Source organism: Cytobacillus gottheilii (assembly GCF_018582665.1).
GTDB lineage: Bacteria > Bacillota > Bacilli > Bacillales > Cytobacillaceae > Cytobacillus > Cytobacillus gottheilii.
The window spans coordinates 2,804,824-2,831,264 of record NZ_CP071709.1 but is presented as its reverse complement, the minus strand read 5'-3'; the positions used below and the strand labels follow the sequence as shown (position 1 = coordinate 2,831,264).

At 39.1% G+C, this 26,441-nt stretch carries 23 protein-coding genes and 1 other RNA gene; 18 read left to right on the top strand and 6 right to left on the bottom strand.

Annotated elements, in window-relative coordinates; genetic code table 11:
* Positions 1-71: 71 nt before the first annotated feature.
* Positions 72-2,741: a penicillin-binding protein 1A gene (locus J1899_RS13975; protein WP_214474629.1), complete on the bottom strand. Its 2,670-nt coding sequence runs from the start codon at positions 2,739-2,741 to the stop codon at positions 72-74.
* A gap of 128 nt (positions 2,742-2,869) precedes the next feature.
* On the bottom strand, positions 2,870-3,484 hold the full coding sequence (recU, locus tag J1899_RS13970) for a Holliday junction resolvase RecU (RefSeq protein ID WP_066444284.1): 615 nt from the start codon (positions 3,482-3,484) through the stop codon (positions 2,870-2,872).
* Positions 3,485-3,601: 117 nt separating this feature from the next.
* Between recU and J1899_RS13965 the strand changes: the two genes are divergently transcribed.
* The 3 genes from J1899_RS13965 to J1899_RS13955 all read left to right on the top strand — a co-directional run bounded on the left by J1899_RS13965 (position 3,602) and on the right by J1899_RS13955 (position 5,966).
* Positions 3,602-4,606, top strand: coding sequence for a DUF2515 family protein (locus J1899_RS13965; RefSeq protein ID WP_214474627.1), 1,005 nt, complete (start codon positions 3,602-3,604; stop codon positions 4,604-4,606).
* A gap of 447 nt (positions 4,607-5,053) precedes the next feature.
* Positions 5,054-5,308 carry a hypothetical protein gene (locus J1899_RS13960; protein WP_066444290.1) on the top strand — a complete coding sequence of 85 codons (255 nt, stop codon included), beginning with the start codon at positions 5,054-5,056 and terminating at the stop codon, positions 5,306-5,308.
* 286 nt (positions 5,309-5,594) lie between these two features.
* Positions 5,595-5,966 carry a YppE family protein gene (locus tag J1899_RS13955; RefSeq protein WP_246586490.1) on the top strand — a complete coding sequence of 124 codons (372 nt, stop codon included), beginning with the start codon at positions 5,595-5,597 and terminating at the stop codon, positions 5,964-5,966.
* Positions 5,967-6,055: 89 nt separating this feature from the next.
* Here J1899_RS13955 and J1899_RS13950 read toward each other — a convergent pair whose 3' ends face one another.
* Entirely contained in the window at positions 6,056-6,265 is a 210-nt protein-coding gene (locus J1899_RS13950) for a YppF family protein (RefSeq protein ID WP_066451534.1), read from the bottom strand.
* A gap of 263 nt (positions 6,266-6,528) precedes the next feature.
* On the opposite strand from J1899_RS13950, the gene J1899_RS13945 reads away from it, so the two are divergent.
* The 3 genes from J1899_RS13945 to J1899_RS13935 all read left to right on the top strand — a co-directional run bounded on the left by J1899_RS13945 (position 6,529) and on the right by J1899_RS13935 (position 9,421).
* Positions 6,529-7,095, top strand: coding sequence for a YppG family protein (locus tag J1899_RS13945; RefSeq protein WP_066444302.1), 567 nt, complete (start codon positions 6,529-6,531; stop codon positions 7,093-7,095).
* Positions 7,096-7,368: 273 nt separating this feature from the next.
* Positions 7,369-8,232: an ABC transporter permease subunit gene (locus tag J1899_RS13940; RefSeq protein WP_214474625.1), complete on the top strand. Its 864-nt coding sequence runs from the start codon at positions 7,369-7,371 to the stop codon at positions 8,230-8,232.
* The gene (locus J1899_RS13935; protein ID WP_214474623.1) at positions 8,225-9,421 is read left to right on the top strand and encodes an ABC transporter permease; all 1,197 of its coding nucleotides are present in this window, start codon (positions 8,225-8,227) and stop codon (positions 9,419-9,421) included. The genes J1899_RS13940 and J1899_RS13935 overlap by 8 nt, the downstream gene beginning before the upstream one ends.
* 111 nt (positions 9,422-9,532) lie before the next feature.
* Here the strand turns inward: J1899_RS13935 and J1899_RS13930 are convergent, their stop codons facing one another.
* A complete protein-coding gene (locus J1899_RS13930) occupies positions 9,533-9,991 on the bottom strand; it encodes an Hsp20/alpha crystallin family protein (RefSeq protein WP_214474622.1) in 459 nt (152 codons plus the stop codon).
* A 252-nt stretch (positions 9,992-10,243) separates the two neighbouring features.
* On the opposite strand from J1899_RS13930, the gene hcp reads away from it, so the two are divergent.
* Complete coding sequence (gene hcp, locus J1899_RS13925; protein ID WP_214474620.1) at positions 10,244-11,536, top strand: hydroxylamine reductase; 1,293 nt, start codon at positions 10,244-10,246, stop codon at positions 11,534-11,536.
* 430 nt (positions 11,537-11,966) lie between these two features.
* Entirely contained in the window at positions 11,967-12,809 is an 843-nt protein-coding gene (locus J1899_RS13920; protein WP_246586489.1) for a pentapeptide repeat-containing protein, read from the top strand.
* Between the two features lie 165 nt (positions 12,810-12,974).
* Here J1899_RS13920 and J1899_RS13915 read toward each other — a convergent pair whose 3' ends face one another.
* Positions 12,975-13,658, bottom strand: a complete 684-nt coding sequence (locus J1899_RS13915; protein WP_214474616.1) for a Crp/Fnr family transcriptional regulator — start codon at positions 13,656-13,658, stop codon at positions 12,975-12,977.
* Positions 13,659-13,989: 331 nt separating this feature from the next.
* On the opposite strand from J1899_RS13915, the gene J1899_RS13910 reads away from it, so the two are divergent.
* From J1899_RS13910 to J1899_RS13870, 9 genes are all read left to right on the top strand, one after another.
* On the top strand, positions 13,990-16,275 hold the full coding sequence (locus J1899_RS13910; protein WP_214474614.1) for a DEAD/DEAH box helicase: 2,286 nt from the start codon (positions 13,990-13,992) through the stop codon (positions 16,273-16,275).
* Positions 16,265-17,545: a ribonuclease H-like domain-containing protein gene (locus tag J1899_RS13905; RefSeq protein ID WP_214474612.1), complete on the top strand. Its 1,281-nt coding sequence runs from the start codon at positions 16,265-16,267 to the stop codon at positions 17,543-17,545. Before J1899_RS13910 ends, J1899_RS13905 begins: the two co-directional genes overlap by 11 nt.
* Before the next feature lie 308 nt (positions 17,546-17,853).
* Positions 17,854-18,219, top strand: a complete 366-nt coding sequence (locus J1899_RS13900) for a CotD family spore coat protein (RefSeq protein ID WP_214474610.1) — start codon at positions 17,854-17,856, stop codon at positions 18,217-18,219.
* A 249-nt stretch (positions 18,220-18,468) separates the two neighbouring features.
* On the top strand, positions 18,469-19,023 hold the full coding sequence (locus tag J1899_RS13895) for an SLOG family protein (protein WP_066451536.1): 555 nt from the start codon (positions 18,469-18,471) through the stop codon (positions 19,021-19,023).
* 67 nt (positions 19,024-19,090) lie between these two features.
* Positions 19,091-19,393 (top strand): cell division regulator GpsB, encoded by a 303-nt coding sequence (gene gpsB, locus J1899_RS13890; RefSeq protein WP_066444324.1) that lies wholly within the window; start codon positions 19,091-19,093, stop codon positions 19,391-19,393.
* Between the two features lie 79 nt (positions 19,394-19,472).
* Positions 19,473-19,853: RNase P RNA component class B (gene rnpB, locus J1899_RS13885), an RNA gene on the top strand.
* Positions 19,854-20,009: 156 nt separating this feature from the next.
* Positions 20,010-21,152 (top strand): THUMP domain-containing class I SAM-dependent RNA methyltransferase, encoded by a 1,143-nt coding sequence (locus J1899_RS13880; protein ID WP_066444326.1) that lies wholly within the window; start codon positions 20,010-20,012, stop codon positions 21,150-21,152.
* An 88-nt stretch (positions 21,153-21,240) separates the two neighbouring features.
* Positions 21,241-21,411, top strand: a complete 171-nt coding sequence (locus J1899_RS13875; RefSeq protein ID WP_161598839.1) for a hypothetical protein — start codon at positions 21,241-21,243, stop codon at positions 21,409-21,411.
* A gap of 222 nt (positions 21,412-21,633) precedes the next feature.
* Positions 21,634-23,553 carry an ATP-dependent DNA helicase gene (locus tag J1899_RS13870; RefSeq protein ID WP_214474603.1) on the top strand — a complete coding sequence of 640 codons (1,920 nt, stop codon included), beginning with the start codon at positions 21,634-21,636 and terminating at the stop codon, positions 23,551-23,553.
* 20 nt (positions 23,554-23,573) lie between these two features.
* On the opposite strand, the gene J1899_RS13865 is transcribed toward J1899_RS13870, so the two are convergent.
* The gene (locus J1899_RS13865) at positions 23,574-24,719 is read right to left on the bottom strand and encodes an MFS transporter (protein ID WP_214474601.1); all 1,146 of its coding nucleotides are present in this window, start codon (positions 24,717-24,719) and stop codon (positions 23,574-23,576) included.
* A gap of 173 nt (positions 24,720-24,892) precedes the next feature.
* On the opposite strand from J1899_RS13865, the gene J1899_RS13860 reads away from it, so the two are divergent.
* Positions 24,893-26,407 (top strand): carboxypeptidase M32, encoded by a 1,515-nt coding sequence (locus J1899_RS13860; protein WP_214474599.1) that lies wholly within the window; start codon positions 24,893-24,895, stop codon positions 26,405-26,407.
* The last annotated feature ends 34 nt before the right edge of the window (positions 26,408-26,441 follow it).

Here is a 26,441-nt window from a genome sequence, read left to right as displayed (position 1 = left end):
AACCGTGTTAGCCGAAATATAAAAAGAAAAAGCGCTCAAATTGAGCGCTTTTCTTTTTGAATAGAGGAGAGTTATTGTCCACCGCCGCTATTGCTTCCTTGCTGATTATTGGAGCCTTCATCTCCGCCGCCATCAGAGTCGCCAGAATTTTCTCCGTCTCCATCTTCATTATCAGATCCGTTTTGATCTTCGTCTTCACCGTTTCCGGATCCTTCATCACTGCCATCTTCATTGCCAGAATCATTCCCGTTACCATTTCCATTCCCGTTGCCGTTCCCGTTTCCATTGTTATTGCCATTCCCGTTACCATTTCCATTCCCATTGCCATTACCGTTTCCAGGGTTTTCACCATCATTCTCTGATCCCTGATCTTCTTCATTATCATCGGCCTGTGGAATTTCAACGCTGGCTGTGGCAGGATCACTTTGCAGGGAACCTCGTATAGCTCTTACGGTAAAGCGATAAATGGAGCCTGGTTCAATGTCTTGAAGGGTTAACGACGTGTCACTCATCGTCCCGAGCTGCTGCTCAGCTCCTTCATTTAAAGAGACTGATATATCGAACTGTACTCCGTCAAGATCATCAGGATATGACCATGCAACATTAACTTGATTGGTTTCAGGATCATACTGCGCCTGTAGTTCACTTGGTGCGTTTAGCTTTTCAAATCGATCAGATACAGCATCTGGAGCAAAACCTTTGACTGCATATTCATTTATGATTTGACTTTCCGGTGTATAGTCACTCGCAAGCTTCGCAGGATTACTTCCTTTTTCAATTTGTACTTGTTCAACGCTGCTTGGCTGTTCAAAATCAGGTGTTTCTATGCCTTCAGAGACATAACTCATTACATTGCGGAACAGCTGCTGCGCAATTCTTTGGTCATTGCCAGCTTTAATAAAGTTCTTTCTTTCAGTATATCCTGTCCAAATAGCTGCTGTGTAATTGGTTGTGTAGCCCGCGAACCAGGCATCAGGTACACCGCCATTGGTTACTCCATACTCACGAATTTCTTCAGCAGTATAGTTTGTTGTCCCAGTTTTACCTGCGACAGGCAATCCGGGAACGTTTGCTTCACGGCCTGTGCCGTAAGAAGAATTGACAACACTTTTCAGCATATCGCTGATCATGAATGCCGTATAGTCTTTCATAACGACTTCAGCTTCAGGTTTTGCGTCAATCTTTGTTCCATCACGCATTTCAATTTCCTTAACAGAATATGGTTCTGTATAGAATCCATTGTTGCCAAAAGCACTATAAGCTCCTGCCATCTGCAGCGGTGAAACTTCAAAAGCACCAATCGAATACGATTCAAGCATCGTTTCAATAGGAATGCCCAGCTTATTTGCAAATTCCTTCGATTGATCAAGTCCTACTCCCTGTAATGCCTTTAAAGCAGGGATATTACGGGAGCGGGCGAGAGCTTCACGCATGGACATTGGTCCCATATGGCGATTATCCCAGTTATTTATAGCTGTGCCGCCTGAATATGTGTATGGTTCATCCACAATCGTTTGATATGTGCCCCATTGTTCGTTTTCAATGACAGGGCCATAGTCAACGATTGGTTTAAAAGTAGAACCTGCATGCCTTCTTAAATCGACAGCATAGTTAAATCCGCGTTTGACTTCCAGATTTCTTCCTCCGCCAATCGCTTTAATTTGCCCAGTTTTCGTATCAAGCAAGGTAATTCCTGCCTGAAATTCGTCATCTGGATATTGAATAACATCATTTCCATTCAGCAATCCTTCAACATGCTTCTGTGCATTTACATCCAGTGTCGTGTAAATTTTTAAGCCGTCAGAGAAAATATCTAAATCAGGATATTTGTCTTCCACTTCATCAATCACAACATCAACAAATGAATCGTAAGGCATGTCATCTGTTTCTCTTTGGTCCTCCGGTACAAGGGAGCTTTCTACCGGAATCTCCTGTGCCGCTTTCATTTCTTCTTCCGTTATAAATCCATGCTGATTCATCAGCGATAGAACGATATTGCGGCGCTGTTCAGCTCTGTCTGGATGTTTAAAAGGATTGTAATTCTCAGGACTCTGCGGCATTCCGGCCAGCATTGCCGCTTCATGGAGTTCAAGTTCATTTAATTCTTTTCCAAAATAAATCTTGGATGCAGTCAAAACACCATGGCTTCCTTGTGACATCCAAATTTTATTCACATACATTTCAAAAATTTCCTGTTTTGTATATTTACGCTCCAGCTGGAAGGCAAGCCATGCTTCCTGTGCTTTCCTGCTGATTGTCTTTTCATTATTTAAGAATGAATTTTTAACAACCTGCTGTGTAATGGTACTTGCACCTTCTGATCCAAAGCCATCAGTAACGTTGGCAATCACAGCTCCGCCTAAGCGGATTAAGTCCATACCATTGTGTTTATAAAATCGGACATCTTCAGTCGCAAGAAATGCGTTTTCTACTAAATCAGGAATATCCTCGTAATTCACATAATCCAATTTTCCTGAACCAACTTTAGCGATTGTATTTCCTTCACTATCAAAGATTTCAGAAGGAATTGGATCCTTTAAGGCGGATTCATCAAGTGGCGGTGTATCCTTTACCATAAATGCAAAAGTAGCAGCACCAGCAATCATGCCGACAATGCCAAGAACAATTAAAGTAAGAAAAATCCTTTTAAAGATGTTTTTGGATTTCTTTTTGCCATTGTTTTTTGGCTTGGAGGCAAGCTCTTTTCGGCGCTCCTCCCTTGATTGGAATTTCTCTGCCATATATGTTCATCCTTTCTTACAAAAGCCAAATGTACTTTATAAGAACATTCATGTATTCGTCTTATTATGGTCCTGCTCAAGTCATATGGATGTCAGAGCAAAACGATACGTCTCAGCTTTTCTTCCTATTAAAGGTTATAAATATAATCTATTATTTTAATATAGTCAATTGTTGGTTGAAAGCCAAGCGGAATGGAATGGCCTTTTTCTGCAATCTCATCTTTTCTTATGGATTTTCTCCCACCATTTACCATTCTGTCCCAAAATTCAAGCAAATAGAGTGCATCCAGCAGGAATACTTCGTTGGTTTGAGAGAAGCGAAGCAAAACAAAGCAGATGCCCCTTTGATTTAACACCTTTTTCATATGGTTAATTTGGTGCTCGTGAAAGTTTTTAAGCGGAAACGAAGTTGTATTTTGCGTTTCCTTTGCTTCAAAATCAATATATTTTCCCTTATATACGCCATTATAATCAGTAGTTGATGCCTGTTTGAAATAGGCTTCTTTAATAACGGCTGCACTTCTGCTTGGATAATCGACCTGTACAATTTGCAGCGGTGTTGGTTTTTTATGAATGCAGGCTATACCATGTGTTAAATAGTATTCATTTGATTGATTGATATCTTCCTCCAATGTCATTCCTCTATTGCTGTAAGACCATTTTTTTTCTTTCTGAGCTGGCTGGCTTGCCGTTTTTTTCACAGCAGGCACATAACGTTTTCCATTTGGATAATGGAAGTTCATTGTAATTCACCTCACAAACTACTACCTATCATACCAAATGTACTTAAGGTTTTGGTGAATAAATAGCCCTATTAAGCAAACGCTAACCTCATAAATCATTATGCTGGGGGAAAAGTAATGCTGATAAAAAGAAGACCAGCTTCCGGAAAAGAGCATCAAGAAATAATTTTAGCCATTAACAATCAAACTGCTTTTTACAATAGAGACAATCTTTCACGTACAAATGCTTATTTGAACTATTATTTGCAGCACCAGGACATTCAATGGGCGTTTTTAGCAAGCATGGTTTCTCGCAATGCCGGCTGGAACATGTGCGATTTAGAAGGTGCCCTTTTTGCTGATCTCCTCAGTGCAAATTTTCGGAGCAGATTGTTTTTAACGTATGAAAGAGCAAATTGGCTAATATTTCAAGATGCCTACCCGCAACTTCTCCTCTATCATTATTCGACGAAAATAGGGGAGCCTTTGTTTCATTTATTGAGAAATTTTCATGTTTCCTCCTTTATGGAAAAAGAATGGATGCTGTATTGGCATCATCAAGATCTGCAGAGGTTAATGACTTCATTAATTATTAATGAACAAAATGTCATTCAAAGACCTGTTATTGAATATGGTGTATACCGGGAAAAAGTTTTTGGATCCTTACTCTTTTCCTTGCAGGATTGGTTTCATTTCAGTGTTGTCTTATTTCCTACAATCTACGGAGAACTTTATGGTGCAAGTGTGCATGGATTTAAAAATATCAGTAACCGTATTGAATTGGGAAAAGCATTAGCCACTGTCTTGTTCAGCAATGAACACTATGCTGATTTTCTTGAATTTGCCCTGAAAACAGAACATACAGGTTCCCGGCATGATTACGAAAGATATATTCCCTTTAAACATAATCGGAAAACACCAATGCTGCGGCTTACTTTTCCTTTGGTGAGGCATCATCGGCATCAATTTGAGGATTGGAGCAATAGCACAGCAATAAAATCACAATGGTACAAACGAGATAAAGGAATTACAATGCAACATTCTCTAACAGAATGGTATTTTTCTAAACAAGAGCAGCTCCAATTAGCACACGCATGTAAGAATGTATTTCTTCGCTTTTTTAGTACGAATAAAAATCGCTGATTTATTTTTTGTAATTAAAAATAAGCAAGGAGTCTTATCTCCTTGCTTACAAGTGTTAGGGCGATTATGTAGAGGGACGGTCTGGACCTTCTAGTTTTTTGTCGCCATATCCTGCTTTTTGTTCATTTTGTTTTTTGGGCTGTATATTGTTTTTCTTTTCCTGCTTTGCCATGCCTGACACCTCCGTTTATTCGCTTTATCGTTAATTACATTGCTATGACAAACTGCTTTGCTGAAGCATTATTATGCTTTTACAATTGTCATCGCTATTATTTTGTGCAAGTCCCTTACTTTCATACACAGAATATGTGTCGAAAATGAAAGGCTAATCTTGGTGGAATAGTTCTTTCTTTGCCGAATCAGTTCTAGTTTTGTCATGGTACAAGGATTTAAAAGAAGATCAGCGAAAAGTAATAGTCAAAGGCTAAAGTTATTGGAGGGTAAACAATGAACAGTAATGATAAGGTAAAAGAAGAGCTCCTCACAATGCTTTCTGAGATTTGTGGACAGCTGGATGAACTGGAAGGACTTCTGGAAAAAAATGCAGCTCGTACACGTAAAAAATTAATGAACAAACAGGCTGAGAAAATGATCTCATGTTACGGAAAAATGAATGATTTAGAAGAAAAGCTAATAAAAGATACATCTGCCCAAGGAACTTATACTAACACCCGCAGCCTCAAACTTGAACTTGGCTACTGATTTGCATAGAATAAGGCATATACTGTAAGTGGCTTTTTTTTAAAAGATTGTTGTTATGAACTATTTTAATAGAGGTTATTAATGAAATAATTTAGTTATTGGAACGGAATGGTGCGAGACTCCTGCGGGAGGAGTGGGGAGCTGAGACCCCGCAGGAGCGTATGCGACGAGGAGGCTTAGCACCCGCCCCGCGGAAAGCGAGTACCATGCAGTGAAAATGACGCTATCCCTTTTTTAAAACCCACAATGTTTGTGAAAAAGCCACGTTCTTGTGGAGTGATATATAGTGGAAAAACAAAATCTTTTGCAGCAAACAGAAAAACTGATTGAGTATGTCAAAAGAGCAGATGAAAAATACAAAGAAATTAAAATCAGTGGAGAAAAAGGCGACTTTTATAATGAAGTGAAACCCTTCGCAGATGAAGTCAAAGAAATAAATGATCAATGGAAAAATGCAGCCATTCAATGGATTCATACAGAAAGACCTAAAAACATCCATGAACAGCAAATTGACTCATGCCATGAACATATTGAAATAATATCCATTCAATCTTTTTTCCCTGAGACAAGCAGAACAAGATTCAAAAATTTAGTCAGCTCATCAATATATGTTCTTCAAACGATTGTTCTTGCAATAGACAATGACAAGCTTGGATGAAGAGTATTCAGCAAAAGCAAAGAGAGATCCAGGCAAAATGGATCTCTCTTTGCTTTGTAAAAACAATACGTAAGCTTTATGAGTGTCATTTAATTAGAACCAATGAGGGAGTTGTCCTCTAAATGATCAGGAAGTTGTGCTCCTAGGGCTTCTAGCTCTCGCACGAGGTCACGATACACCTCAATGGAAATTTCATTTTGAATATACGCTCTTTTTGAGAAATCTAATAATTCATTGACATGCTCTGGATCACAATCGCGAAGCTGCTGAAATTTCTGTTTTAGCTCGTGAATATTCATCATCATTTGGTGCCCTCCTCAAAAGTCTACATGCATATGATACACTCCTGCATCTGTCCGTTTTATAACGGTGCAGGTTTTCTATATGGTAACACGGAATAAAAAATATCTTCGTTTTTCCAAAATTTAAACTTCCGACAAAAACCTTCATCTTTTGACATGTGCTGTCCCTTTCATTAGCAAAGATTTTCAACAGTTTATCACCAGCTAGGCGGGTTCATCATATTTTGTAGTATAGATCTAAAAAAGGAGGAAGTCTGCTTATGTTTGGACGAAAAAGGCAAATAGTCCAATACCCCCATAATCGTACAAGATTGAATTATGTTAATCCTTATGCATCATCAGCTTTTGATATGTCTCAAAGCAGACAATCAAATCATCAGTCCTATCCTCAGCAAGCATACTATGGAGGAATGAATCCATACTTAACGTCATTTCAGCCGCCGCCTTCATTTCAATATAATGGATATGACATGCAATCGAATGGCGGGATGGGCTTTCCGCCAGGTGGGCAAGGGTATTATCAAAATCATCAAGGGTTTATGAATCAAAATGCAAATGTGTTTCAAAATCCGCTCGATCTCCCGCAAGAAAACAGCTATCAGAACCAGAATTACAATATGCAGCAAAATCCCTATCAAAATCCTTATCCAAAACAGTCTTTTATTCAAAAGAAACCTTCGGGTGTTCAATCGATTATGAATTCCTTTAAAGGACAAGACGGTTCGCTTGATTTTAATAAAATGATGGATACAGCAGGGCAAATGATGAATGCTGTAAACCAGGTATCCACTATGGTTAAAGGTGTGGGCGGAATGTTTAAAGTGTAAATAATGAAGAAAAAAGTCCCGTTTTGGGACTTTTTTGTTGTTAAATTAGTATATCGTGAAAAGATTTACTGAACGAGAAAGTTCCAAAGGGAGTTTGCCTAATTAGACCCCCAACCATACTAAAGATGATTTCAGCTTAGCTAAAATTACAATTAACAGAGCCTGTTAATTGTAATTTTCCTCATCAGGAAAAAGGATATGGAAAAATTTTTATTGACAATTATTTTAGAATAGTGAAAAAATACATAAAGGAAGTGATAGGGAGGAAATCGTATGTGGCGAGTTGTCCAGCAGATCATCATCATCCTGCTGCTCATTATCTTTTTGGCTTCTTTGCCAATGATGATCATGGTAGATCCAGACAGTCAATCGATCAAGCTGGATGTTCAGCAGCTGCCAGAGGTTTATGGGCAGTTTTTTACGAATTTAATGGAAGGCAGCTTAGGTACATACCAGCTAGGTTATCAGGAAAGATCAATAGCTCAGGATATCAGTGATAATTTTTTTACCAGCCTTTCCATAATGCTGATAGGAATCAATGCTGCCATTGTCACTAGTATTGTGTTTGGTATTTTTATCAGCAGGTTTAAAATTACTAGAGTTTTTGGTGTCATTTTAAATATATTAGCGACCATACCTGACTTTATCATCATATTGTTGTCAATGATCTTGGCTGTAAATTTTTATAAAATGACAGGAATTCGGATTATTTCGATGAGACCTGAAGCAGGGGCACTTAATCTATGGTTTCCAATCATATTGGCAGGCTTTGCTCCAACCGTTTATTTATTTAAATTAATAGCAGTGAAATATTATCAGACCGGCGGAGAAGATTACATTCGTACAGCAGTTGCGAAAGGGATGAAGTTAAATTACATCAATTTTCAGCATGTGTTTAAAAATATTGAACCATTCATTGCTGCTGAGCTTATAAAAGTGATTTCACTCGGGATCGGCAATTTATTTATTATTGAATACATATTAAATGTACCGGGCATCACGAAGTTTATTTTTCAAAGCGCAGAAATCCAGCCAATTGCCGTTGGATTAATATGCATGCTGATTATTTCTTTACTCGTGTTTTTGTCTGTAAAACTCGTATTCTTTTTGTTTAAAAGAGGTTTTATATATGAATAAGTTAAAGAGCATCAATTACTCTTATTATTTAGGGATCTTTTTGGTAACATTCATCCTGTTTTTATGTATTTTCGGTCCAATAATGGCACCGCATTCTTTATATGTCACCTTGGAAACACAGTATCAGGATGGAAAGGTTCTGGCACCGCCGCTTGAACCATTTGAGAATAAAGATTACCTGTTAGGAACCGATCGCTGGGGATATGATCTTCTTTCTATGATCTTATTTGGAATTCGCTACACGGTCTTTATTGCACTGGCTGTTACTGTAATTAAAATGGCGGGAGGCACATTAATCGGCTTGTATGCCGGAACAATGAAAAAAACGCCGTCAATGATCACTGCCTTCGAGAAAGCGTGGAGTTATATACCATTATTCTTAATTCTTTATTTTTTTCTAATGCCTATCAGCGTGAATAGCGTGTTAGGGTCTGATACACTTGTAGCATATTTTATAATCATTGCATCGATCATCAGTATTCCGAGTGTTGCTTCTTCTGTCAGATTGAAGACAATAGAAGTAAATAAATCGATCTATATTGAAGCCGCCAAAACACTTGGTGCAAAGAGAAACAGATTAATCTGGAAGCATATTTTTCCGCAGCTGAAGGAATCTTTGCTCGTGATGTTCATCTTAGAGGTCGTCTATGTAATTACGATTATGGGGCAGCTTGCATTGATGAATATTTTTGTCGGAGGAACCATTATGCGTTTTGATCCTACGATATATTTATCGGTTACAAAAGAACTGGCGGGACTTGTAGGACAGGCACAAGGCAATATTTATGGCAATGTACATATTTTATATGTCCCTCTCGCCGTTCTGCTTTTGACAACCATTTCTTTTAGTCTGCTAGCAAACGGCTTGAAAAATAAATTTCAGTCAGATTATCAGCGAACACCTTGGATAAAAACTGGACATGACCCGCGGATTATGCCGACAAGAAAGCGGTATGGTTCACAGAGCTGGAAGAATGTTACGTTAAATAAAATTGTATTTGGCATATTAATCCTGCTGTTTGCAGCTGCCGGTGCGTATGTATATATGAAAAAGGATGCAGATTCTGGAGTTGAACAAGGAAAACAATTAAACGGCGAGGCAATGGCTGAAAGGTTTGAAAAGGAAGAGCTATCATATACTGTGCATATTGGTGAAAAAAATCTAGTGGGGGATGAATGGGTCAGCTAGTAATTTATTTATAGAATGGTATGAACACCTTCAAAACTTCATCATATACTTTAATCATTGCCCGGAGACAACGAAAGCAAGCAGCTAAAACGCTGTTTGCTTTTTTTACATTTAATCCTCTAAAAATATGGTTTTCCCTTTTTGCTTAGGAACTTTGATTTGCAGCAGCCCATTTTTATAGTTTGCTTTTACTTTTTTCTCGTTAATAGGCTGCGGCAGCGGAATCGTTCTGCTGGAACGCTGGAAAGATTGATGTCTTCTAGTGATTTGCCGGTTTTCATCTTCTTCGGTGAGGCTCTTTAATTGGTTGATTGTAATAGTAATATAATTATCGAGAACATCAAGCTGAATTTGTTCTTTATTTATGCCTGGCAGTTCTGCTGAAATAATATGGGCATCATCCGTTTCTGATACCTCAACATGAAAATGGGCAGCTGGGAATGGATTTTTAAAGAAGTCATCCATCGTTTGCATAAATCCTCTAACCGGCTTCTCATGAAAAAATTGATTCATAGATTTCATTATGTCACCAAAAGGCTCATTGCGAACTTTCTTCTTGTGATCGCTCATAGTCGGACATCCTCCCTTGCACTTAATTCTGCTTATTGTATCGTATGCCTAAAGCTTGGGAATGGTTCAGTAAGCTTAGTTTAAAAATGAATAGTTTTTGACAATTGCCTATCAAGTGATTTACGTCACTATATACAGATGAAATTCCCGTTAAGCTAAGGTAATAAGACAGAAGCGTCAATGCCTATTTTTCTCAAAGAATAGGTGTGAACGCGGTAAAGGTATTTTTACATTAAAGGGGGATGAAGGATTATGTTCTGTCATCAATGTGAACAAACACCAGCAGGAGGCTGCAAAATTGTTGGGGTTTGCGGAAAAGATGAAAATATTGCAAGTTTGCAGGATACCATTATATTTGCTCTAAAAGGGATTGCAGCTTACCGAACACACGCAAATCAGCTTGGCTGTACAGATCCTTATGTAGACACAGTCACACACGAGGCACTCTATATGACTTTAACGAATTCAAATTTTAATGTGCAAGAGCATATAGATATGGCGATGAAGGTAGGTCAATCAGCTGTACGTGTAATGGAAATGCTTGATGTCGCACATACAAAAAAACTGGGAATACCAGAGCCTATTAGAGTATCACAAAATAAAATAGAAGGAAAATGCATCGTAGTCACAGGGCATAACTTGTATGCATTAGAAGAACTGCTTAAACAAACAGAAGGGTTAGGCATTAATATTTATACGCATTCTGAAATGCTTCCCGCTCATGGCTATCCTGCCTTAAAGAAGTTTGCACATCTTAAAGGGAATATTGGCAAGGCGTGGTATGATCAGCGAAGACTATTTGAGAAATTCCCTGGTGCTATATTAGCAACTACGAACTGCGTCATGCCGATTAAAGGCTCATATGCTGATCGGATGTTCACATATGAGGTGACGGGTCTTGAAAATGTTCAAAAAATAGAAGGTGATGACTTCAGCGCACTGATCAAAAGAGCGTTGGAGCTGCCAGAAGCGGCTATTGATTCTGATGAAACACTCTTAACCGGTTTCCACCATGAAACGGTTTTAGGTTTGGCACCAGAAGTCATTGCAGCAGTGAAGGATGGCAAAATAAAAAGATTTTTTGTCATAGCTGGCTGTGATGCTCCAGGAAAGGGCGGAGAATATTATCGTGAGTTAGCAACATCACTTCCGCCTGAGACAGTTATTCTGACAACTTCCTGCGGGAAATTCCGATTTAATGATGTCGATTATGGAACTGTGCCTGGTACAGATATTCCTAGATACATTGATTTAGGGCAATGCAATAATTCTGGTTCTACAGTGAAGATTGCCCTTGCTTTAGCAGACGCTTTTGAATGTGAAGTGAATGAGCTGCCGGTAAGCATTGTGCTGTCCTGGTTTGAACAAAAAGCAGTTGCAATTCTTTTAGGACTTTTCAGCTTAGGCATTCAAGATATCCGCATAGGTCCTAAACCGCCGGAATTTATCTCTGACGGAGTAATGAATGTTCTACAGGAAACATTTGGCTTAAAGTTAATTGGAACCGCCCAAGAGGATATGGAAGAAATGCTGAATTTATCATAAAAAGAAAGAAGGCTGGGAAATAAGTATTTAACACTCTTATTGAACCGAATGGTTAGGAAGGAGATCTTTCTAATCATTCGGTTTTTTTATAATTATAAAATATATTTTATTTGCTTGAGTGAAATGGAGCGGAGGACCCTCGACTCCTGCGGGCTGAAGAGCAAAGGGTGAGACCCCGCAGGACGGAGTGACGAGGAGGCTCAGCTTGCTCCCGCGGAAAGCGAGGGTCCGCAGCGCAATGGAACGGTCTTGTTTTAACTTTTTTAAGGAAATCTGATTGTTCGTGTTTTAAGGTGGTTATTTTAGTTTTGTCTCACCCTCTTTTATTTTAGATTTTGTATGATAAGGGATTCAGTCTTTAACAGCTGTGAAAATATGTTAATATGATGATAGAAAAGCTGTTTGGAATGATAAAAGGGAAGTGGCAGGATTGACTGATAGAGCAGTATTAAATAATGCAGCTGAAATTAATTTTAAAGCAGATTGTCTGAATTGTTTTGGGCTTTGCTGTGTAGCATTGCCTTACGCGAAATCTGCTGACTTTGCATACAACAAAAATGCAGGCACACCCTGCCGCAATTTACAGAGTAACTTTTTGTGCAGCATTCACGAAAATCTGCGGGGAAGCAATTTCCGGGGCTGTGCTGTATACGAATGTTTTGGAGCAGGTCAAAAAGTTTCACAAGTGACCTTTAAAGGAAGAGACTGGAGGGAAAATAGCGACCTAGCAGAAGAAATGTTTCATGTGTTTCCAATCATGCAGCAGCTGCATGAGATGCTAATGTATGTGACAGAGGCCTTATCATTTGTAGAAAACCGTTCATTGCATTCCTCATTGAAAGAAGTCCAGTCTGAAACTGAAAGAATCACTTTTTTAGGTCCAGATGAATTGGTGAAGATAAATATAGATGAACATCGTGCTGCAGTAAACGAACTGCTGCTGAAAACAAGCAAGATGGTACGCTCTAAATTTCTTCCGAAAGATGGACAAGAGCAGAAGGTCAGAGGGATGGAATTTATAGGAGCCAAGCTGTCGGGCAAAAAATTTAGAGGCCAGAGTTTCCGCGGAGCCCTGCTAATCGCTGCTGACCTAAGAAATGCTGATCTCCGTGTGACAGATATGATAGGTGCTGATTTGCGTGATGCAGATCTAAGTGGAGCAAATCTTACAGATAGCTTCTTTCTGACACAGGCTCAGGTGAATGCTGCTATAGGAAATAAACAAACCCTGCTTCCGAAAAGACTTGAAATGCCAGAGCATTGGAAACGGTAGTTTGATAGGTTTTCATAAAAGGGCAGGGGGCGTGGGTTAAACACCGAAGTCAGAGAATCTAGCCGAGATGAGTAGTTAAAAAGAGAGGGTTATCTCCGCCGAAATTGGTCGATCCAGCAGAGCTCCCTCTTTTATCCACAAAACTTCCCCTCATTACACAAATCATTAAAATTTATCCATGGCTGCAAGGAGCCGATCTGGTTCAATAATGATGCCTCCGGTACTATGCTCTAAGATGATCTTTTCTTTTTTCATTTTGGTTAACGTCCTGCTGATGGTTTCTCTTGATGTGCCAATCATTTGGGCGATTTCCTTATTTGTCATTTTTAATTTAAGCAGGTAAGTCTCTTTATCGATCAATTTTCCTTCTTTTTTAGCGAGCATAATCAGCAGTTTTACAAGCTGCATATTAGAATTGTCCAAAACTTGCGCTTCCAGTCTCTCCTGTAGATCAACTATTTTTTCACCCAGCACTTTTAACATTTTGACCGCAAGCTCAGGGTTTGTCATGAGAATTTTTTCAAATTTTGTATTGGGTACGACAACAAGCTGAGCTTGTTCTATGACTTCTGCAAAGGCTGGATACTGTCCCCCTCTAAAAAAGCCAACATGCGGAAACATATCTCCTGCTTTCAGCATATTAACAATTTGTTCCTTCCCGCTGCTATCACATTTATATATTTTAATGCGTCCTCTTTTTATAAAATAAACATTCTCCAGTTGTTCGCCTTGCATAAAAACATGGCTGCCTTTATTCATTTCCCTTATGATCGAAATCTCTTTAATTTTTTTCAATTCCGTCGCGTTAAGCTGTTTAAAAACCGAAAATTGAGTAAGGAACTCTCCCATCTCTTTTCACTTCCTTATAGAGAAACCTTTTTGATTTTGTTGGTTTTCCCTATAATTAGCATAACAAAAATGTCAGAGGTGAGAAGACAGCTCTTTTGTCTATTAAATGAACTTTTCAATAGAATTTATGATCAATAAATGGTGAGCAAAAAGGAAAAAACCAGCTGCCGCTTTCCCGTCCATTACCATTTCAAATTCTTCAATACGTCTTAATGGTCTCACTATTTAAGAAAGCAATTTCCTTTTTTCCTGCTGGAAATAATTTTTTTAGGTTAAGCTCTTTTGCAACGAACGTTTATTCGCTAAAATAGATGAGAGAGGGGTGAGTGCTATGAAACTTAAAAAAAGTTTGCAGGATATACTAAAAGATTTAAATTCTTCGAGCCAATTCAATGAAAATATTGTTCATTGGAAAACAATTGAGGAGAAGGAAGCAAAGACCACCCACCTTCCAGATGATTTGCATCCATCACTTCAAAAGGCATTGCAGGAAAGAGGCATTTCTAATTTATATACACATCAAAAATCAGCATATGATGCAGTGATGCAAGGAAGAAGCATTGTTGAAGTTACCCCGACAGCATCTGGTAAAACACTATGCTATAACCTGCCTGTGCTTCAGACCATTATAAATGACACAAATGCAAGAGCGTTGTATATGTTTCCGACGAAGGCACTTGCACAAGATCAGAAAACAGAAATAAATGAATTGATTGCCGGAACTGGCTTAAATATAAACAGCTATACATATGACGGAGATACGTCTCCGGGGATACGGCAAAAAGTGCGAAAAGCAGGTCATGTGGTTATTACCAATCCCGATATGCTCCATAGTGCCATTTTGCCTCACCATACAAAATGGGTATCTCTATTTGAAAACCTTAAATATGTTGTTATTGACGAACTGCATATTTATCGCGGTGTTTTTGGAAGTCATGTAGCTAATGTGATTAGACGGCTGAAAAGGATTTGCCGTTTTTATGGAAGCGACCCTATTTTTATATGTACATCTGCAACTATTGCTAATCCGCAGGAGCTTGCCGAAGAGCTGACTGAAAATAAAGTAAAACTTATAGATAATAATGGAGCGCCAAGCGGCAAGAAGCACTTTGTTTTTTACAATCCGCCTGTTGTGAATATACCGCTTAATATTAGACGCAGTGCAACTCTGGAGGTTCGGAAGCTGGCTGGGACACTGCTGAAAAATAAAATTCAAACCATCGTTTTTGCGAGAAGCAGGGTAAGAGTTGAAATTTTGTTAACGTATCTGCAGGAACTTGTAAAGCATAAGCTTGGACCTAAAGCGATTAGAGGATATCGCGGCGGTTATTTGCCAACTGAAAGAAGAGAAATAGAAAAAGGTTTGCGTTCTGGAGATATTTACGGTGTTGTCAGTACGAATGCCCTTGAACTAGGTGTTGATATTGGTCAGCTGCAGGTTTGCATTATGACAGGATATCCCGGATCGATTGCGAGCTCATGGCAGCAGGCTGGACGAGCAGGCAGAAGACATGAGGAGTCGCTAGTCATCATGGTGGCAAGCTCTAGCCCGCTTGATCAGTTTGTAATCAGTAATCCAGATTATTTTTTTAGTAAAAGTCCTGAAACAGCTCGTATTCATGCTAACAACCTCGTGATTCTGATTGATCACATGAAATGTGCTGCATTTGAACTTCCATTTAAGCTTGGAGATACTTTTGGCAGCTTTGAAGCAGATGAAGTGCTTGATTATTTAGCGGAAGAACGAGTGCTGCATCAAAATGGCGACAAATATTATTGGATGAATGATGCTTTTCCTGCTCATAATGTCAGTCTCCGTTCTGCATCACAGGAAAATGTCGTGATTATTGATCAAAGCGATATTGCCAATGTCAGGGTTATTGGTGAGATGGACCGTTTTTCAGCGATGACCTTGCTTCATGATGAGGCCATATACTTGCATCAAGGCAGACAATTCCAAGTAGAGCTTCTCGATTGGGAGGAAAAAAAGGCGTTTGTCAGAGAAGTAAACGCTGATTATTTTACGGATGCCAATCTAGCGGTAGAGCTAAAGGTGCTAGAACAGGACAAATCCAGAAGTGGAGGATATGGCGAAATCGGTTATGGCGATGTAAGTGTCAGAGCGATGGCTACTATATTTAAAAAGATTAAGTTCGAAACACATGAAAACATAGGCTCAGGTCCAATCACGCTTCCAGAGGAAGAGCTTCACACAAATGCAACTTGGATTTCACTGCAGGAGAACTTATTTCAAAGTGATCAAAATCGCCTTGAACAGAGCTTAATCGGACTCTCACATGCCATTAAGCATATTGTTCCGCTATTTGTGATGTGTGACCCGCAGGATGTTCATGTAGTGCCGCAGGTAAAGGCAACACATAATCAGCTTCCTGTCATCTTCTTTTATGATCGTTATCCTGGAGGTGTCGGATTGAGTGAAAAAATCTTTGATAACATTGAACAAATCATGAACGAGACAAAAGGGCTAATCACAAGATGCCAGTGTGAAAGCGGGTGTCCTTCCTGTATCGGGATGGATATTACATCTTCCTCTGCTAAAAAAGATGTGTTTACTTTGATCAATTCCATTCATACCGGTGAGAAATATGAGTCTTAAAAATAAACTTAATAGGCTTAAGCCTTTTCTTGGAACAGAGCAGCCTAAAAAAGAAACGATAAAGTCGTCAAGTCTGCATAATGAAACTGAGATTCCATTTCAATCGGAATGGGAAAAAGCAGGTTTCTATCCTTTTTATTTTGATCAAACGTATTGTTTGGTAAGAGAGAAGCGTTATCCTCTTCATGCTAAGCATGGCACGTATGCCTTAAATGAGTTTATTGATGCTGTGGAAGCTTGGAATCAAACAGATATAAACCATCCTCTTTCCTCAGCTGGTCATAAACCAAGTGATCTTTTTTTCTTTGATACAGAGACAACAGGATTAGGAGGGGGAGCGGGCAACACAATCTTTTTGCTGGGGCATGCAAGCATAGCTGGAGATGAAGTAATCGTAAAACAGCATGTTCTCCCGCATCCGGGTGCAGAGGTCGCTCTATACCAAAGCTTTTTAACAAGTGTTGATTATACAACCATGGTGACATATAACGGAAAGGCATTTGACTGGCCTCAAGTGAAAACACGGCACACTTTAATTCGTGACCAGGTGCCTAAGCTGCCTCCTTTTGGTCATTTTGATTTGTATCATGGTGCAAGAAGAATATGGAAGCATCAGCTTGAACGCATGAAGCTATCTATTGTAGAAAAAGAAATACTTGGAGTACAGCGGCAAGATGATATCCCTGGATACTTGGCTCCAATGATTTATTATGATTTTCTGGAAAGTAAAAATCCTGAAGGCATGCTGGGAATTATTCGCCATAATGAAATCGATATCTTATCTCTAATCAGTTTGTATACCCACATATCGTTTCAGCTGCTTCAATTTGAAAGGGAGCAAACAGCGAAGGCTGCATATGAGACTGGAAGGTGGTATGCGGCACTTGGGGAAACAGCTGCCGCAGAATTAGCATTTAAAAAGCTGCTGAAGGGCAATGAGCCAGAAAAGTTTAAAGCGAAATATGAATTAGCAAAGCAGTATAAAAAGAATGGGAATGTGAACAAAGCTCTGTCCCTTTGGAAAGAGGTTGCTGAATACGGTGAGCCAAAGCAAATGTTTGCAGCCTGTATAGAAATCGCTAAGTTCTACGAACATAAAGAGAAAGACTATACTGAAGCAAGCAAATATGCATATAAAGCCAATAGGCTCCTTAGTGCAAAGCAGCAATTCCCTATTCCTAATAATGAAAATATCCAGAAGCGCCTAGACCGGCTGGAAGCAAAATTATCGAAAGAGCAATTGATTTTGATTTCTATGGACAAAAAATGACAAACTTCTTCTATTATCCACATTTTCCTAGTTGTCTGTACATCTTAATGGCTGTAAAATGATATGTATAATGAGTAAACTTGGAAAAGTGAGTGAACTGCCAGTATGTATAAAGCGATTTTATTCTTGTTTTTTGCTGTGATCATTTTTACTGCTCTGCTTTTATCAGGCATGAAGGATAGTTTTTATAGCTTGTTATAATAGCAAAATGGGTTTAAATTAGGTTCTTTCATTAGTACAAGATACCCGGCTTCATCATAGATTATTAATGTAAATAAAATATAAATGATGAAAGGGGATCTTCACTTATGCATTGCGGACCAAAGAAAACGAATGTTTTACCTGCAGTTGTGCATCCGACGAAGTGCTGTGTGAACAACACATTCCAAAACAACGTGGTGCCACATATTCATCCAACTCATACAACTACAGTCAACCATATTAACTATGATCACGTTCATTACTTCCCGCAAACTCAATCTACTGTAAACGAGGTAACGAACCAGCAATTTGTAGCAGGACCAGGTCCAGTTCCAGGATTCGGAGCTGCTCCAGGATTTGGCGGTCCAGGGCCAGGCTTCGGTACTCCAGGACCAGGATTTGGCGGTCCAGGACCAGGTTTTGGCACTCCAGGACCAGGTTTCGGCGCTCCTGGTTTCGGTTTCCGTAAATAAGGTTTATGCTGAAAGCTTTGGAATGATGGAGATCATTCCAGAGCTTTTTTGTATTTCATGAAAACAGGTCTTCCTCTTGCTGTTAGTAAATAAAGTTTTAAAATTAAAAGACAAGTACATGACTGATAAACACTTCGATTAATTTTCTTATCAAAAAGAAGTGATGTTATGGTAAAATAAAGTCAATACATAATCCCTGCTGCAGGCAGGTGATTAAATAGGGAGCTTTTTTATTTGGCTAAGGTTGCAATGGTATCAGGGTACAAGCCGTTTGAACTTGGCATTTTTCAAATGGATCACCCTTCCGTTAAATTTATTAAGTTGGCACTTAAAAAGCATATATTGCAATTAGCAGATGAGGGTTTAGAGTGGGTTTTAATCAGCGGACAGCTTGGCACAGAGCTATGGGCGGCTGAAGTCGTTTTTGAATTGCAGCTTGAAGGATATCATGAACTGCAGCTCGCAGTCATCACGCCATTTTACGAGCAAGAACAAAACTGGAGTGATAAAAATAAAGAATGGTATGAATCGGTGCTTGCCGGTGCTGATTTTATTGAATCGGTATCTCACAAACCATATGAGGGTCCGCAGCAGCTCAGGCTAAAAAATCAATTTGTTGTTGAAAAAAGCGATACATTAGTTTTATTTTATGATCCAGAAAAAGAAGGCAGTCCGAAGTTCTTATATGAGGCTGCAAAACAAAAGGACGATGCAGAGAACTATGAGATCAGGCAAATCACTTTCTATGATCTGCAAGTGCTTGTTGAAGAAGAACAACTGAATTCACATGACAGCTATGATTAAAATTGACAAAAGACTATAGATTTGAAAAAATATAAAGAATGATTGGCGATATACTGAGGTGAAGATGATGTTGGAGCAAAAGTTAAATTTAAGTGCTAAGGATATATTGGAAAAAGAATTTAAAACATCAATGAGAGGTTATAAACCAGAAGATGTTGATAAATTCCTTGATGTCATAATTAAGGATTACGAAACATTTTTCTCCATGATTGATGAACTGCAGCAGGAAAATATGAGATTGAAAAAGCAGGCAGAGGAAACACCAAGACGTGCTGCTGCACCGCAGACTGCAGGTACAACAAATTTTGATATTTTAAAACGTCTCTCGAATCTTGAAAAGCATGTTTTTGGCAACAAACTGTACGATTGACAGGATTTCTCTAGATTTCTTGTAAAAACCATTGCTATTGCATAACATATTTCATATAATACTATTTGTGTCATTAATAACGTTCGGGTAATCGCTGCAATTTTTATTGTAGAGGAAAGTCCATGCTCGCACTGGCTGAGATGCCGGTAGTGTTCGTGCCTAGCGAAGTCATAAGCTAGGGCAGTGTCAAAGCTGACGGCAGGGAAAACACCTAAGTCAATCGTTGATATGGTGTGAATACCTTGAAAGTGCCACAGTGACGTAGCCTTTTCAGAAATGAAAAGGGTGGAACGAGGTAAACCCCACGAGTGAGAAACCCAAATTATGGTAGGGGCACTTTCTCTGAGAAAATGAACGAAGAGAAGGACAAACATATATATGTTTGTAGATAGATGATTACCACCTATGTACGAGACTGAAGTCGTTTGCAGTACAATGGTACAAAACATGGCTTACAGAACGTTATTATTGCGATTTTTTTTGGGAATAATTATAAAGGCTCTCCACACAGGAGAGCCTTTCTTGCAGTATGTAACTAAAAATTGGCAGATAAAATTCGATCTCAAGAATTTTACATAGAATGTAATTGCAGAGAAAATGATGTTAGGGTGAGAATATGACGAAATATGATTTAATTGCTACATCTGCAATGGGTCTAGAAGCCATTGTAGCAAAAGAAGTGCGAGATCTTGGCTATGAGTGCGAGGTTGAGAATGGGAGAATAACTTATAAAGGTGACGAAACTGCAATTGCGAGAAGCAATATGTGGCTTCGAACAGCTGACCGAATTAAAATCAAGATCGGAGAATTTAGAGCAACAAGCTTTGATGAGCTGTTTGAGAAAACAAAAAGCATTCCTTGGGAAAGGTATTTGCCGGCAAACGCAAATTTCCCGGTTTCAGGAAAGTCTGTTAAATCTAAGCTTTTTAGTGTATCTGACTGTCAGGCAATCGTGAAGAAGGCAATTGTGGACCGCCTAAAAACTCATTATAAAATTCCAGGCTGGCTGGAAGAAAACGGGCCGATGTTCAAAATTGAAGTAGCTCTTCACAAAGATGTGGCTCTTTTGACGATCGATGCCTCAGGAAGCGGACTGCATAAACGCGGCTACAGAATTGACCAAGGTGAAGCCCCTCTTAAAGAAACATTAGCAGCTGCTTTGGTGATGCTTACAAATTGGACAGCAGATAAGCCATTTGTTGATCCATTTTGCGGTTCAGGCACAATTCCTATTGAAGCGGCATTAATTGGACAGAATATTGCTCCAGGCTTTAACCGGGAGTTTATTTCAGAGCAATGGGATTGGATACCACAGGATATTTGGGACAAAGTGCGAGAAGAGTCAGAGGATCTGGCTAAATATGATCAGCCCCTTGATATTACAGGTTCTGATATTGATCACCGCTTAGTGAAAATGGCAGAAGAAAATGCTTTTGAAGCAGGTTTGGGTGATTTGGTTCAATTCAAACAAATGCAAGTGAGAGATTTTACAACCACAAAAGAGTATGGAGTCATCATTGGCAATCCCCCATATGGTGAACGTCTTGGGGACAAGCCTGATGTTCAGAAAATGTACCGGGAAATGGGACAAGCACTTTCACCATATGATACATGGTCTATTTATATGCTGACTTCCGACGAAGAGTTTGAAACTGTATTTGGAAAAAAGGCAACGAAAAAGAGAAAGCTGTTTAATGGATTTATTAAGACAGATTATTATCAATTCTGGGGAAAAAGGCCGCCGCGTCAGCAGCAATAGTTATTTAAGGAACTCACTGAAACAGAAAGAATAGACTGATCCTCTGCTGAATATAATAGTTATATTATATTCGGCAGGAGGAAAGACGATGAAAGACAGCAGAATAGATTTTAATAAAATTGCTCATGCATTAAATGCCTCTATGGGGAAAATGATTGAGGAGAATGGACAGTCGTATGCTGGTCTTGATAAACTCAAACATGCACAATTAGAACTGCAGCAGGCCATGACATTCTCGTTTTCAAAAAAAAGCAGTTAAATAGCCTGCTGGCAAGTCCTAAAATGAGCCACGATGTCGAGCCTTCTTCTGAGAGGCTCATTTATCCCTTTCTGATAGTATAAAAACGTTGTCGCATACGATATGAACTCCATCAACAAAAAAAGACGATAAAGAAAAACCATGCCCAGTGCAAGGTTTTTTATTTGTTTAATGAAATGATAGATCTAAATAAATTTAGAGCAGATTATACGGAGGGGTAGCATGCAAAGCCGAATGCCATTTGCAATTGCAAAAACAGAATCTTTTTACGAAAAACTCAGTGAGTGGATTGGAGATGTCTTTTACGATATTCTTCCTGAAGCTGGCTTTGAAATGCGGGATGAGCAGATCTTTATGGCCTTCCAGCTTGAGAAAGCTTTCAAAGAAAACAAAATAATCTTTGCTGAGGCAGGCGTAGGAACGGGTAAAACGATTGTCTATCTTTTATATGCGATTGCCTATGCCAGATACAAAAACAAACCTGCGATTATTGCATGTGCAGATGAAAACTTAATTGAACAGCTTGTAAAAAAAGAAGGGGATATTGCAAAGCTTGAAAAGGCATTGAATTTAAATGTTGATGTCCGTTTGGCAAAGTCCCGAGATCAGTATTTATGTTTAAACAAGCTTGATCAGCTTGTAGCAGCAAACGATAATGAAGTATACAATGAAGTGTTTGATATGCTGCCTGATTTTATTCATAGTGGATCTTCTATGCAAAAGTTTAACAAGTATGGTGATCGCAAGGATTATCCGCACCTAACAGATGAGCATTGGGGAAATGTGGCTTGGGATTCATTGCAAGACTGCTTCACATGTGAGAAGCGTCACCGCTGCGGACAGACTTTGCATCGCGAGCACTATCGCAAAGCAAGTGATCTTATCATTTGTTCACATGACTTTTATATGGAGCATATTTGGACAAAAGAATCACGCAAACGAGAAGGGCAGCTTCCGCTCTTGCCAGAGAGCTCGTGTGTTGTTTTTGATGAAGGCCATTTATTAGAGTATGCATCTCAAAAAGCACTGACATATCGTTTCACAGAGCAGATTTTAGAATCTCTTCTTACACGTTTAATGGCAAATGATGTACGGGAAACAACATTAAATACAATCGAAGATACGATTTATCAGAACGAAGTGTTCTTTTCAGAATTGGTTAATGCTTCTACTGAGGAACTTGGATCTGAAAAGCGTACGATTCAAAAAACACCAGCTGTTCTGGCAGAAGGAAAGAAACTGCTTCATTTAATCAGCACGTTAGAAGAAGAGCTGGTATTCGAAAGTGAAATGTATGTCATTAATGAATATGATTTGAAAATTGTCGAGGAATATTTGGAGCAAATCTCTTATTCCCTTTCCTTATTCTTAAAAGAGTTAAAGGGTATAACATGGTTTGAAGACCATAACTTAGAACATACGCTGGTCATCATGCCAAAAATGGTTGAGGAAATTATGAAAGAAGAAGTCTTTTCCCAAAAACAGCCGTTTGTGTTTTCTTCTGCAACATTATCGGAAAACAAATCGTTTGAATATATGGCAAACAGCTTAGGAATGACAGACTATCTATCTTTTTCGGTAGAATCTCCATTTGATTATGATGAGAGTATGACCATAAAAATGCCAGTGTTTAAAACAGACGATTTACATGCAAAAATAGAGTATACAATGGCACAAATAGAGGAATCAGAAGGACGGGCACTCGTTCTTTTCAATAATCAGGCTGAATTGGCTGCCTTTAAAGCGCAAGCTGCAGGGAAGCTGCAATGGCCAGTCTACTTTGAGGGTGAAAGTGAAATTAGTACATTGGTATCTAAATTCCAAAACGAAGAACAATCAGTATTATGTTCAACGACACTTTGGGAAGGATTGGATATTCCAGGCCGTTCACTCGAAAATGTTATCATCTTTTCTCTGCCGTATCCGCCGAATGATCCAGTGTTTACTGCTAAAAGAGAAGGAGCAGAGGATCCATTCAAACAAGTGGACATGCCCTACATGATTTTAAGACTTCGCCAAGGGATTGGCAGACTGATTCGAACTCACGAGGATCAAGGAACAGTTCACATTTTATTACAGGAAAATGAAAACAAGGATGCTCTTTCAGCAATAGAAAAGGTAGTTCCCGTTCAGCCGCAATAAACTCAACATAAAAAATCCCCCTAAACCTTATTAGGGAGATTTTTCCATATGTTATATAAGGACATCCATAATACATTACCAAATAACAGACAGGCTGCAATCAGAAATCCGCTCTTAAAACTAACTGTCAGAGCACCGGTAATGGCTGATCCAGCAACAGACCCGAGTGAGAAAAAGGCATAAAAATAACCAAATGCTCTTCCTCTTGCTTCTGGTGCTGTCTGCTGAATCAATAGGGCAGAAATAGATGGGAACAGCCATGCAAAGCCAAGGCCGTAAATAACCATCGAAACATATAGCATAAGCAGGCTTGTGCTATTGCTTAGAAGCAATAAAGCAAAGCCAATGACCGACATTCCCAGAGTCATTAAACGAAAAGGTTTATACTTGTCATAAAGCTTATTTGTTGGCAGTATAAAGATACATATTGCCGTAATGCCAAATGTACTTAACAGTGTGCCGCTTGCTGATGAGCTAAACTGCAGCATTTCCACTTGAAGAGGCAGCATATAAGCTAATACTCCTTGAGCAAACATCAGGCTAAAGGCACCGATAAAGCTGAATATCATTAATGAACTGATGGACCTGCCAGACTGATTGGCAGCCTTCTTTTCAGAAGAGGCTCCGCTGACTCCCTGTTTTGGAATGAAAAAAGGGACTGCGGCAGCTGTTAGAAGCATTAAAATTCCGTTTACAATAAAGACAGTCTGAACATTCCCAGAGCCGGCAATTCCGCCAAAAGCAGGTCCGGCGATAGCGGCAATTCCTACTGCTGCACCAGTAATGGCCATCGATTTGCCTTGAGTACCTGATTCGCTTCTGTTCGCAATCATGGTAAAGGCAGCAGGAACAATAAATCCGCTGATAAAACCATGAAGGAAGCGAATTCCTAATAATTGAGCAGGAGTAACGGCAAAGGGGTAAAGAAAGAGAATTGCTCCGCACAGACCAAGTCCAATCATCAGAATGGTTTTTCCTCTGCTGCGGTCGATATAATAGCCGGCAAGCATATTGCCGATCATATTAGAAAAAGAATACATGCCGACAATTATGCCGATAATGGCAGATCCTGCCCCTAAACCTTTTGCATATGTACTCATGATGGGCAATTGCGAAAACATGTCAAAAAAGGAAATAAACACTATCAATAAAATGAAAAATCTCATGAATTAAACTTCCTCATCCTATATTTTAATGTATTCATAGAGTTAAGGCACTTCCTAATTATAACGTACTAAAATGGCTTTGACATATGTGGAATTCAACGATTTTGAGAAAAAATTTCAGAAAAATATGATAAGATGTAAAAGTGAAGATGAATACATAGGAGGACTGCCTGATGACGATTCAACAAACAGAACAAAAATTTCTTGATTATGTAAAGAAAATGGAAGCATATAATGAAGCCCTTTCCCTTATTTTCTGGGATTTGCGCACGGGAGCACCAAAACAAGGAGTAGAGCAGCGATCTGAAACGATTGGTGTGCTTTCTTCGGAGGTATTTCACCTTTCAACTTCTGATGAAATGGCTGGGTTTCTTCAAGCCCTTTCCCAGGATGAAGTGAAAAAAGGACTGTCTGAACGAACAGTGAAGACAGTTGAACTATGCCAAAAAGAATATGACCGCAATAAAAAAATTCCTGCTGAAGAGTATAAGGAATATGTTATTTTACAATCACAGGCGGAAAGTACTTGGGAAGAGGCAAAAGAGAAAGACGACTTTGAAATGTTTAGACCTTATCTTGAAAAGCTAGTCTCAATGAATAAACGTTTTGTTGAGTATTGGGGTTACGAAGGAAATAAATATAATACATTACTGGATATGTACGAACCAGGCATCACTGTTGAAACACTGGATGAGGTGTTTGGGAACTTGCGCGAGAAGATTGTACCGCTCGTCAAGCAAATTGCAGAGGCAAAAGTAAAGCCTAAGACGGAATGTTTATATGAACAGTTTCCAAAAGAAGCTCAGCGAGACTTCAGCTTAGAGATTCTTGAACAAATGGGTTATAACTTTAAGGCGGGAAGGCTGGATGAGACGGTTCATCCGTTTGCGATTGGTCTGAGCCCTGGAGATGTGAGGGTCACGACAAAATACGATGAAAATGATTTTCGGACGGCAGTGTTTGGAACAATCCATGAAGGCGGGCATGCCTTATATGAGCAAAATATAAGCAAAGATTTAATTGGAACTCCGCTTTGTGATGGTACATCAATGGGCATTCATGAATCACAATCATTATTCTATGAAAACTTTATTGGAAGAGATCTATCATTCTGGAAAAAGAACTATGATCTATTAAAGCAATATAGCAGCGGTCAGTTTGATGATGTAGCTGTAGAAGATTTTTATACAGCAATCAATGAAGCAAAGCCATCCTTGATTCGCATCGAAGCAGACGAGCTAACATATCCGCTCCACATTATTATTCGTTATGAAATTGAAAAGGGCCTTTTCAATGATGAAATTGAAGTAAAGGATCTGCCTGAAGTGTGGAATGCAAAATATAAGGAATACTTGGGTGTAGTGCCTGACAATAATGCAAAAGGTGTGCTCCAGGATGTTCATTGGTCTGGCGGCAGCTTTGGCTATTTCCCTTCCTATGCACTTGGATACATGTATGCGGCCCAGTTGAAAAATGCAATGCTGAAGGACTTGCCTCACTTTGATCAGCTGTTAGAAGAAGGCAATCTTACACCAATTAAAGAGTGGTTTACAAAGCATGTACATCAATTCGGCAAAATGAAAAAACCGCTGGAAATCCTTCAGGACGCAACAGGGGAAGGGTTAAACGCACAGCATTTAGTAGAGTATTTATATGAAAAATATAATAAAGTATATCAATTAAACTAAGAAAAGGTCCCTTGCTCGGACAGGTTAATGGGCT

What these genes read in the sequence shown, in the direction of transcription:
- J1899_RS13975 (WP_214474629.1), bottom strand. Translation starts at nt 2,741, where the DNA reads ATGGCAGAGAAATTCCAATCAAGGGAGGAGCGCCGAAAAGAGCTTGCC.
- recU (WP_066444284.1), bottom strand. Translation starts at nt 3,484, where the DNA reads ATGAACTTCCATTATCCAAATGGAAAACGTTATGTGCCTGCTGTGAAA.
- J1899_RS13965 (WP_214474627.1), top strand. Translation starts at nt 3,602, where the DNA reads ATGCTGATAAAAAGAAGACCAGCTTCCGGAAAAGAGCATCAAGAAATA.
- J1899_RS13960 (WP_066444290.1), top strand. Translation starts at nt 5,054, where the DNA reads ATGAACAGTAATGATAAGGTAAAAGAAGAGCTCCTCACAATGCTTTCT.
- J1899_RS13950 (WP_066451534.1), bottom strand. Translation starts at nt 6,265, where the DNA reads ATGAATATTCACGAGCTAAAACAGAAATTTCAGCAGCTTCGCGATTGT.
- J1899_RS13945 (WP_066444302.1), top strand. Translation starts at nt 6,529, where the DNA reads ATGTTTGGACGAAAAAGGCAAATAGTCCAATACCCCCATAATCGTACA.
- J1899_RS13940 (WP_214474625.1), top strand. Translation starts at nt 7,369, where the DNA reads ATGTGGCGAGTTGTCCAGCAGATCATCATCATCCTGCTGCTCATTATC.
- J1899_RS13935 (WP_214474623.1), top strand. Translation starts at nt 8,225, where the DNA reads ATGAATAAGTTAAAGAGCATCAATTACTCTTATTATTTAGGGATCTTT.
- J1899_RS13930 (WP_214474622.1), bottom strand. Translation starts at nt 9,991, where the DNA reads ATGAGCGATCACAAGAAGAAAGTTCGCAATGAGCCTTTTGGTGACATA.
- hcp (WP_214474620.1), top strand. Translation starts at nt 10,244, where the DNA reads ATGTTCTGTCATCAATGTGAACAAACACCAGCAGGAGGCTGCAAAATT.
- J1899_RS13915 (WP_214474616.1), bottom strand. Translation starts at nt 13,658, where the DNA reads ATGGGAGAGTTCCTTACTCAATTTTCGGTTTTTAAACAGCTTAACGCG.
- J1899_RS13910 (WP_214474614.1), top strand. Translation starts at nt 13,990, where the DNA reads ATGAAACTTAAAAAAAGTTTGCAGGATATACTAAAAGATTTAAATTCT.
- J1899_RS13905 (WP_214474612.1), top strand. Translation starts at nt 16,265, where the DNA reads ATGAGTCTTAAAAATAAACTTAATAGGCTTAAGCCTTTTCTTGGAACA.
- J1899_RS13900 (WP_214474610.1), top strand. Translation starts at nt 17,854, where the DNA reads ATGCATTGCGGACCAAAGAAAACGAATGTTTTACCTGCAGTTGTGCAT.
- J1899_RS13895 (WP_066451536.1), top strand. Translation starts at nt 18,469, where the DNA reads ATGGTATCAGGGTACAAGCCGTTTGAACTTGGCATTTTTCAAATGGAT.
- gpsB (WP_066444324.1), top strand. Translation starts at nt 19,091, where the DNA reads ATGTTGGAGCAAAAGTTAAATTTAAGTGCTAAGGATATATTGGAAAAA.
- J1899_RS13880 (WP_066444326.1), top strand. Translation starts at nt 20,010, where the DNA reads ATGACGAAATATGATTTAATTGCTACATCTGCAATGGGTCTAGAAGCC.
- J1899_RS13875 (WP_161598839.1), top strand. Translation starts at nt 21,241, where the DNA reads ATGAAAGACAGCAGAATAGATTTTAATAAAATTGCTCATGCATTAAAT.
- J1899_RS13870 (WP_214474603.1), top strand. Translation starts at nt 21,634, where the DNA reads ATGCAAAGCCGAATGCCATTTGCAATTGCAAAAACAGAATCTTTTTAC.
- J1899_RS13865 (WP_214474601.1), bottom strand. Translation starts at nt 24,719, where the DNA reads ATGAGATTTTTCATTTTATTGATAGTGTTTATTTCCTTTTTTGACATG.
- J1899_RS13860 (WP_214474599.1), top strand. Translation starts at nt 24,893, where the DNA reads ATGACGATTCAACAAACAGAACAAAAATTTCTTGATTATGTAAAGAAA.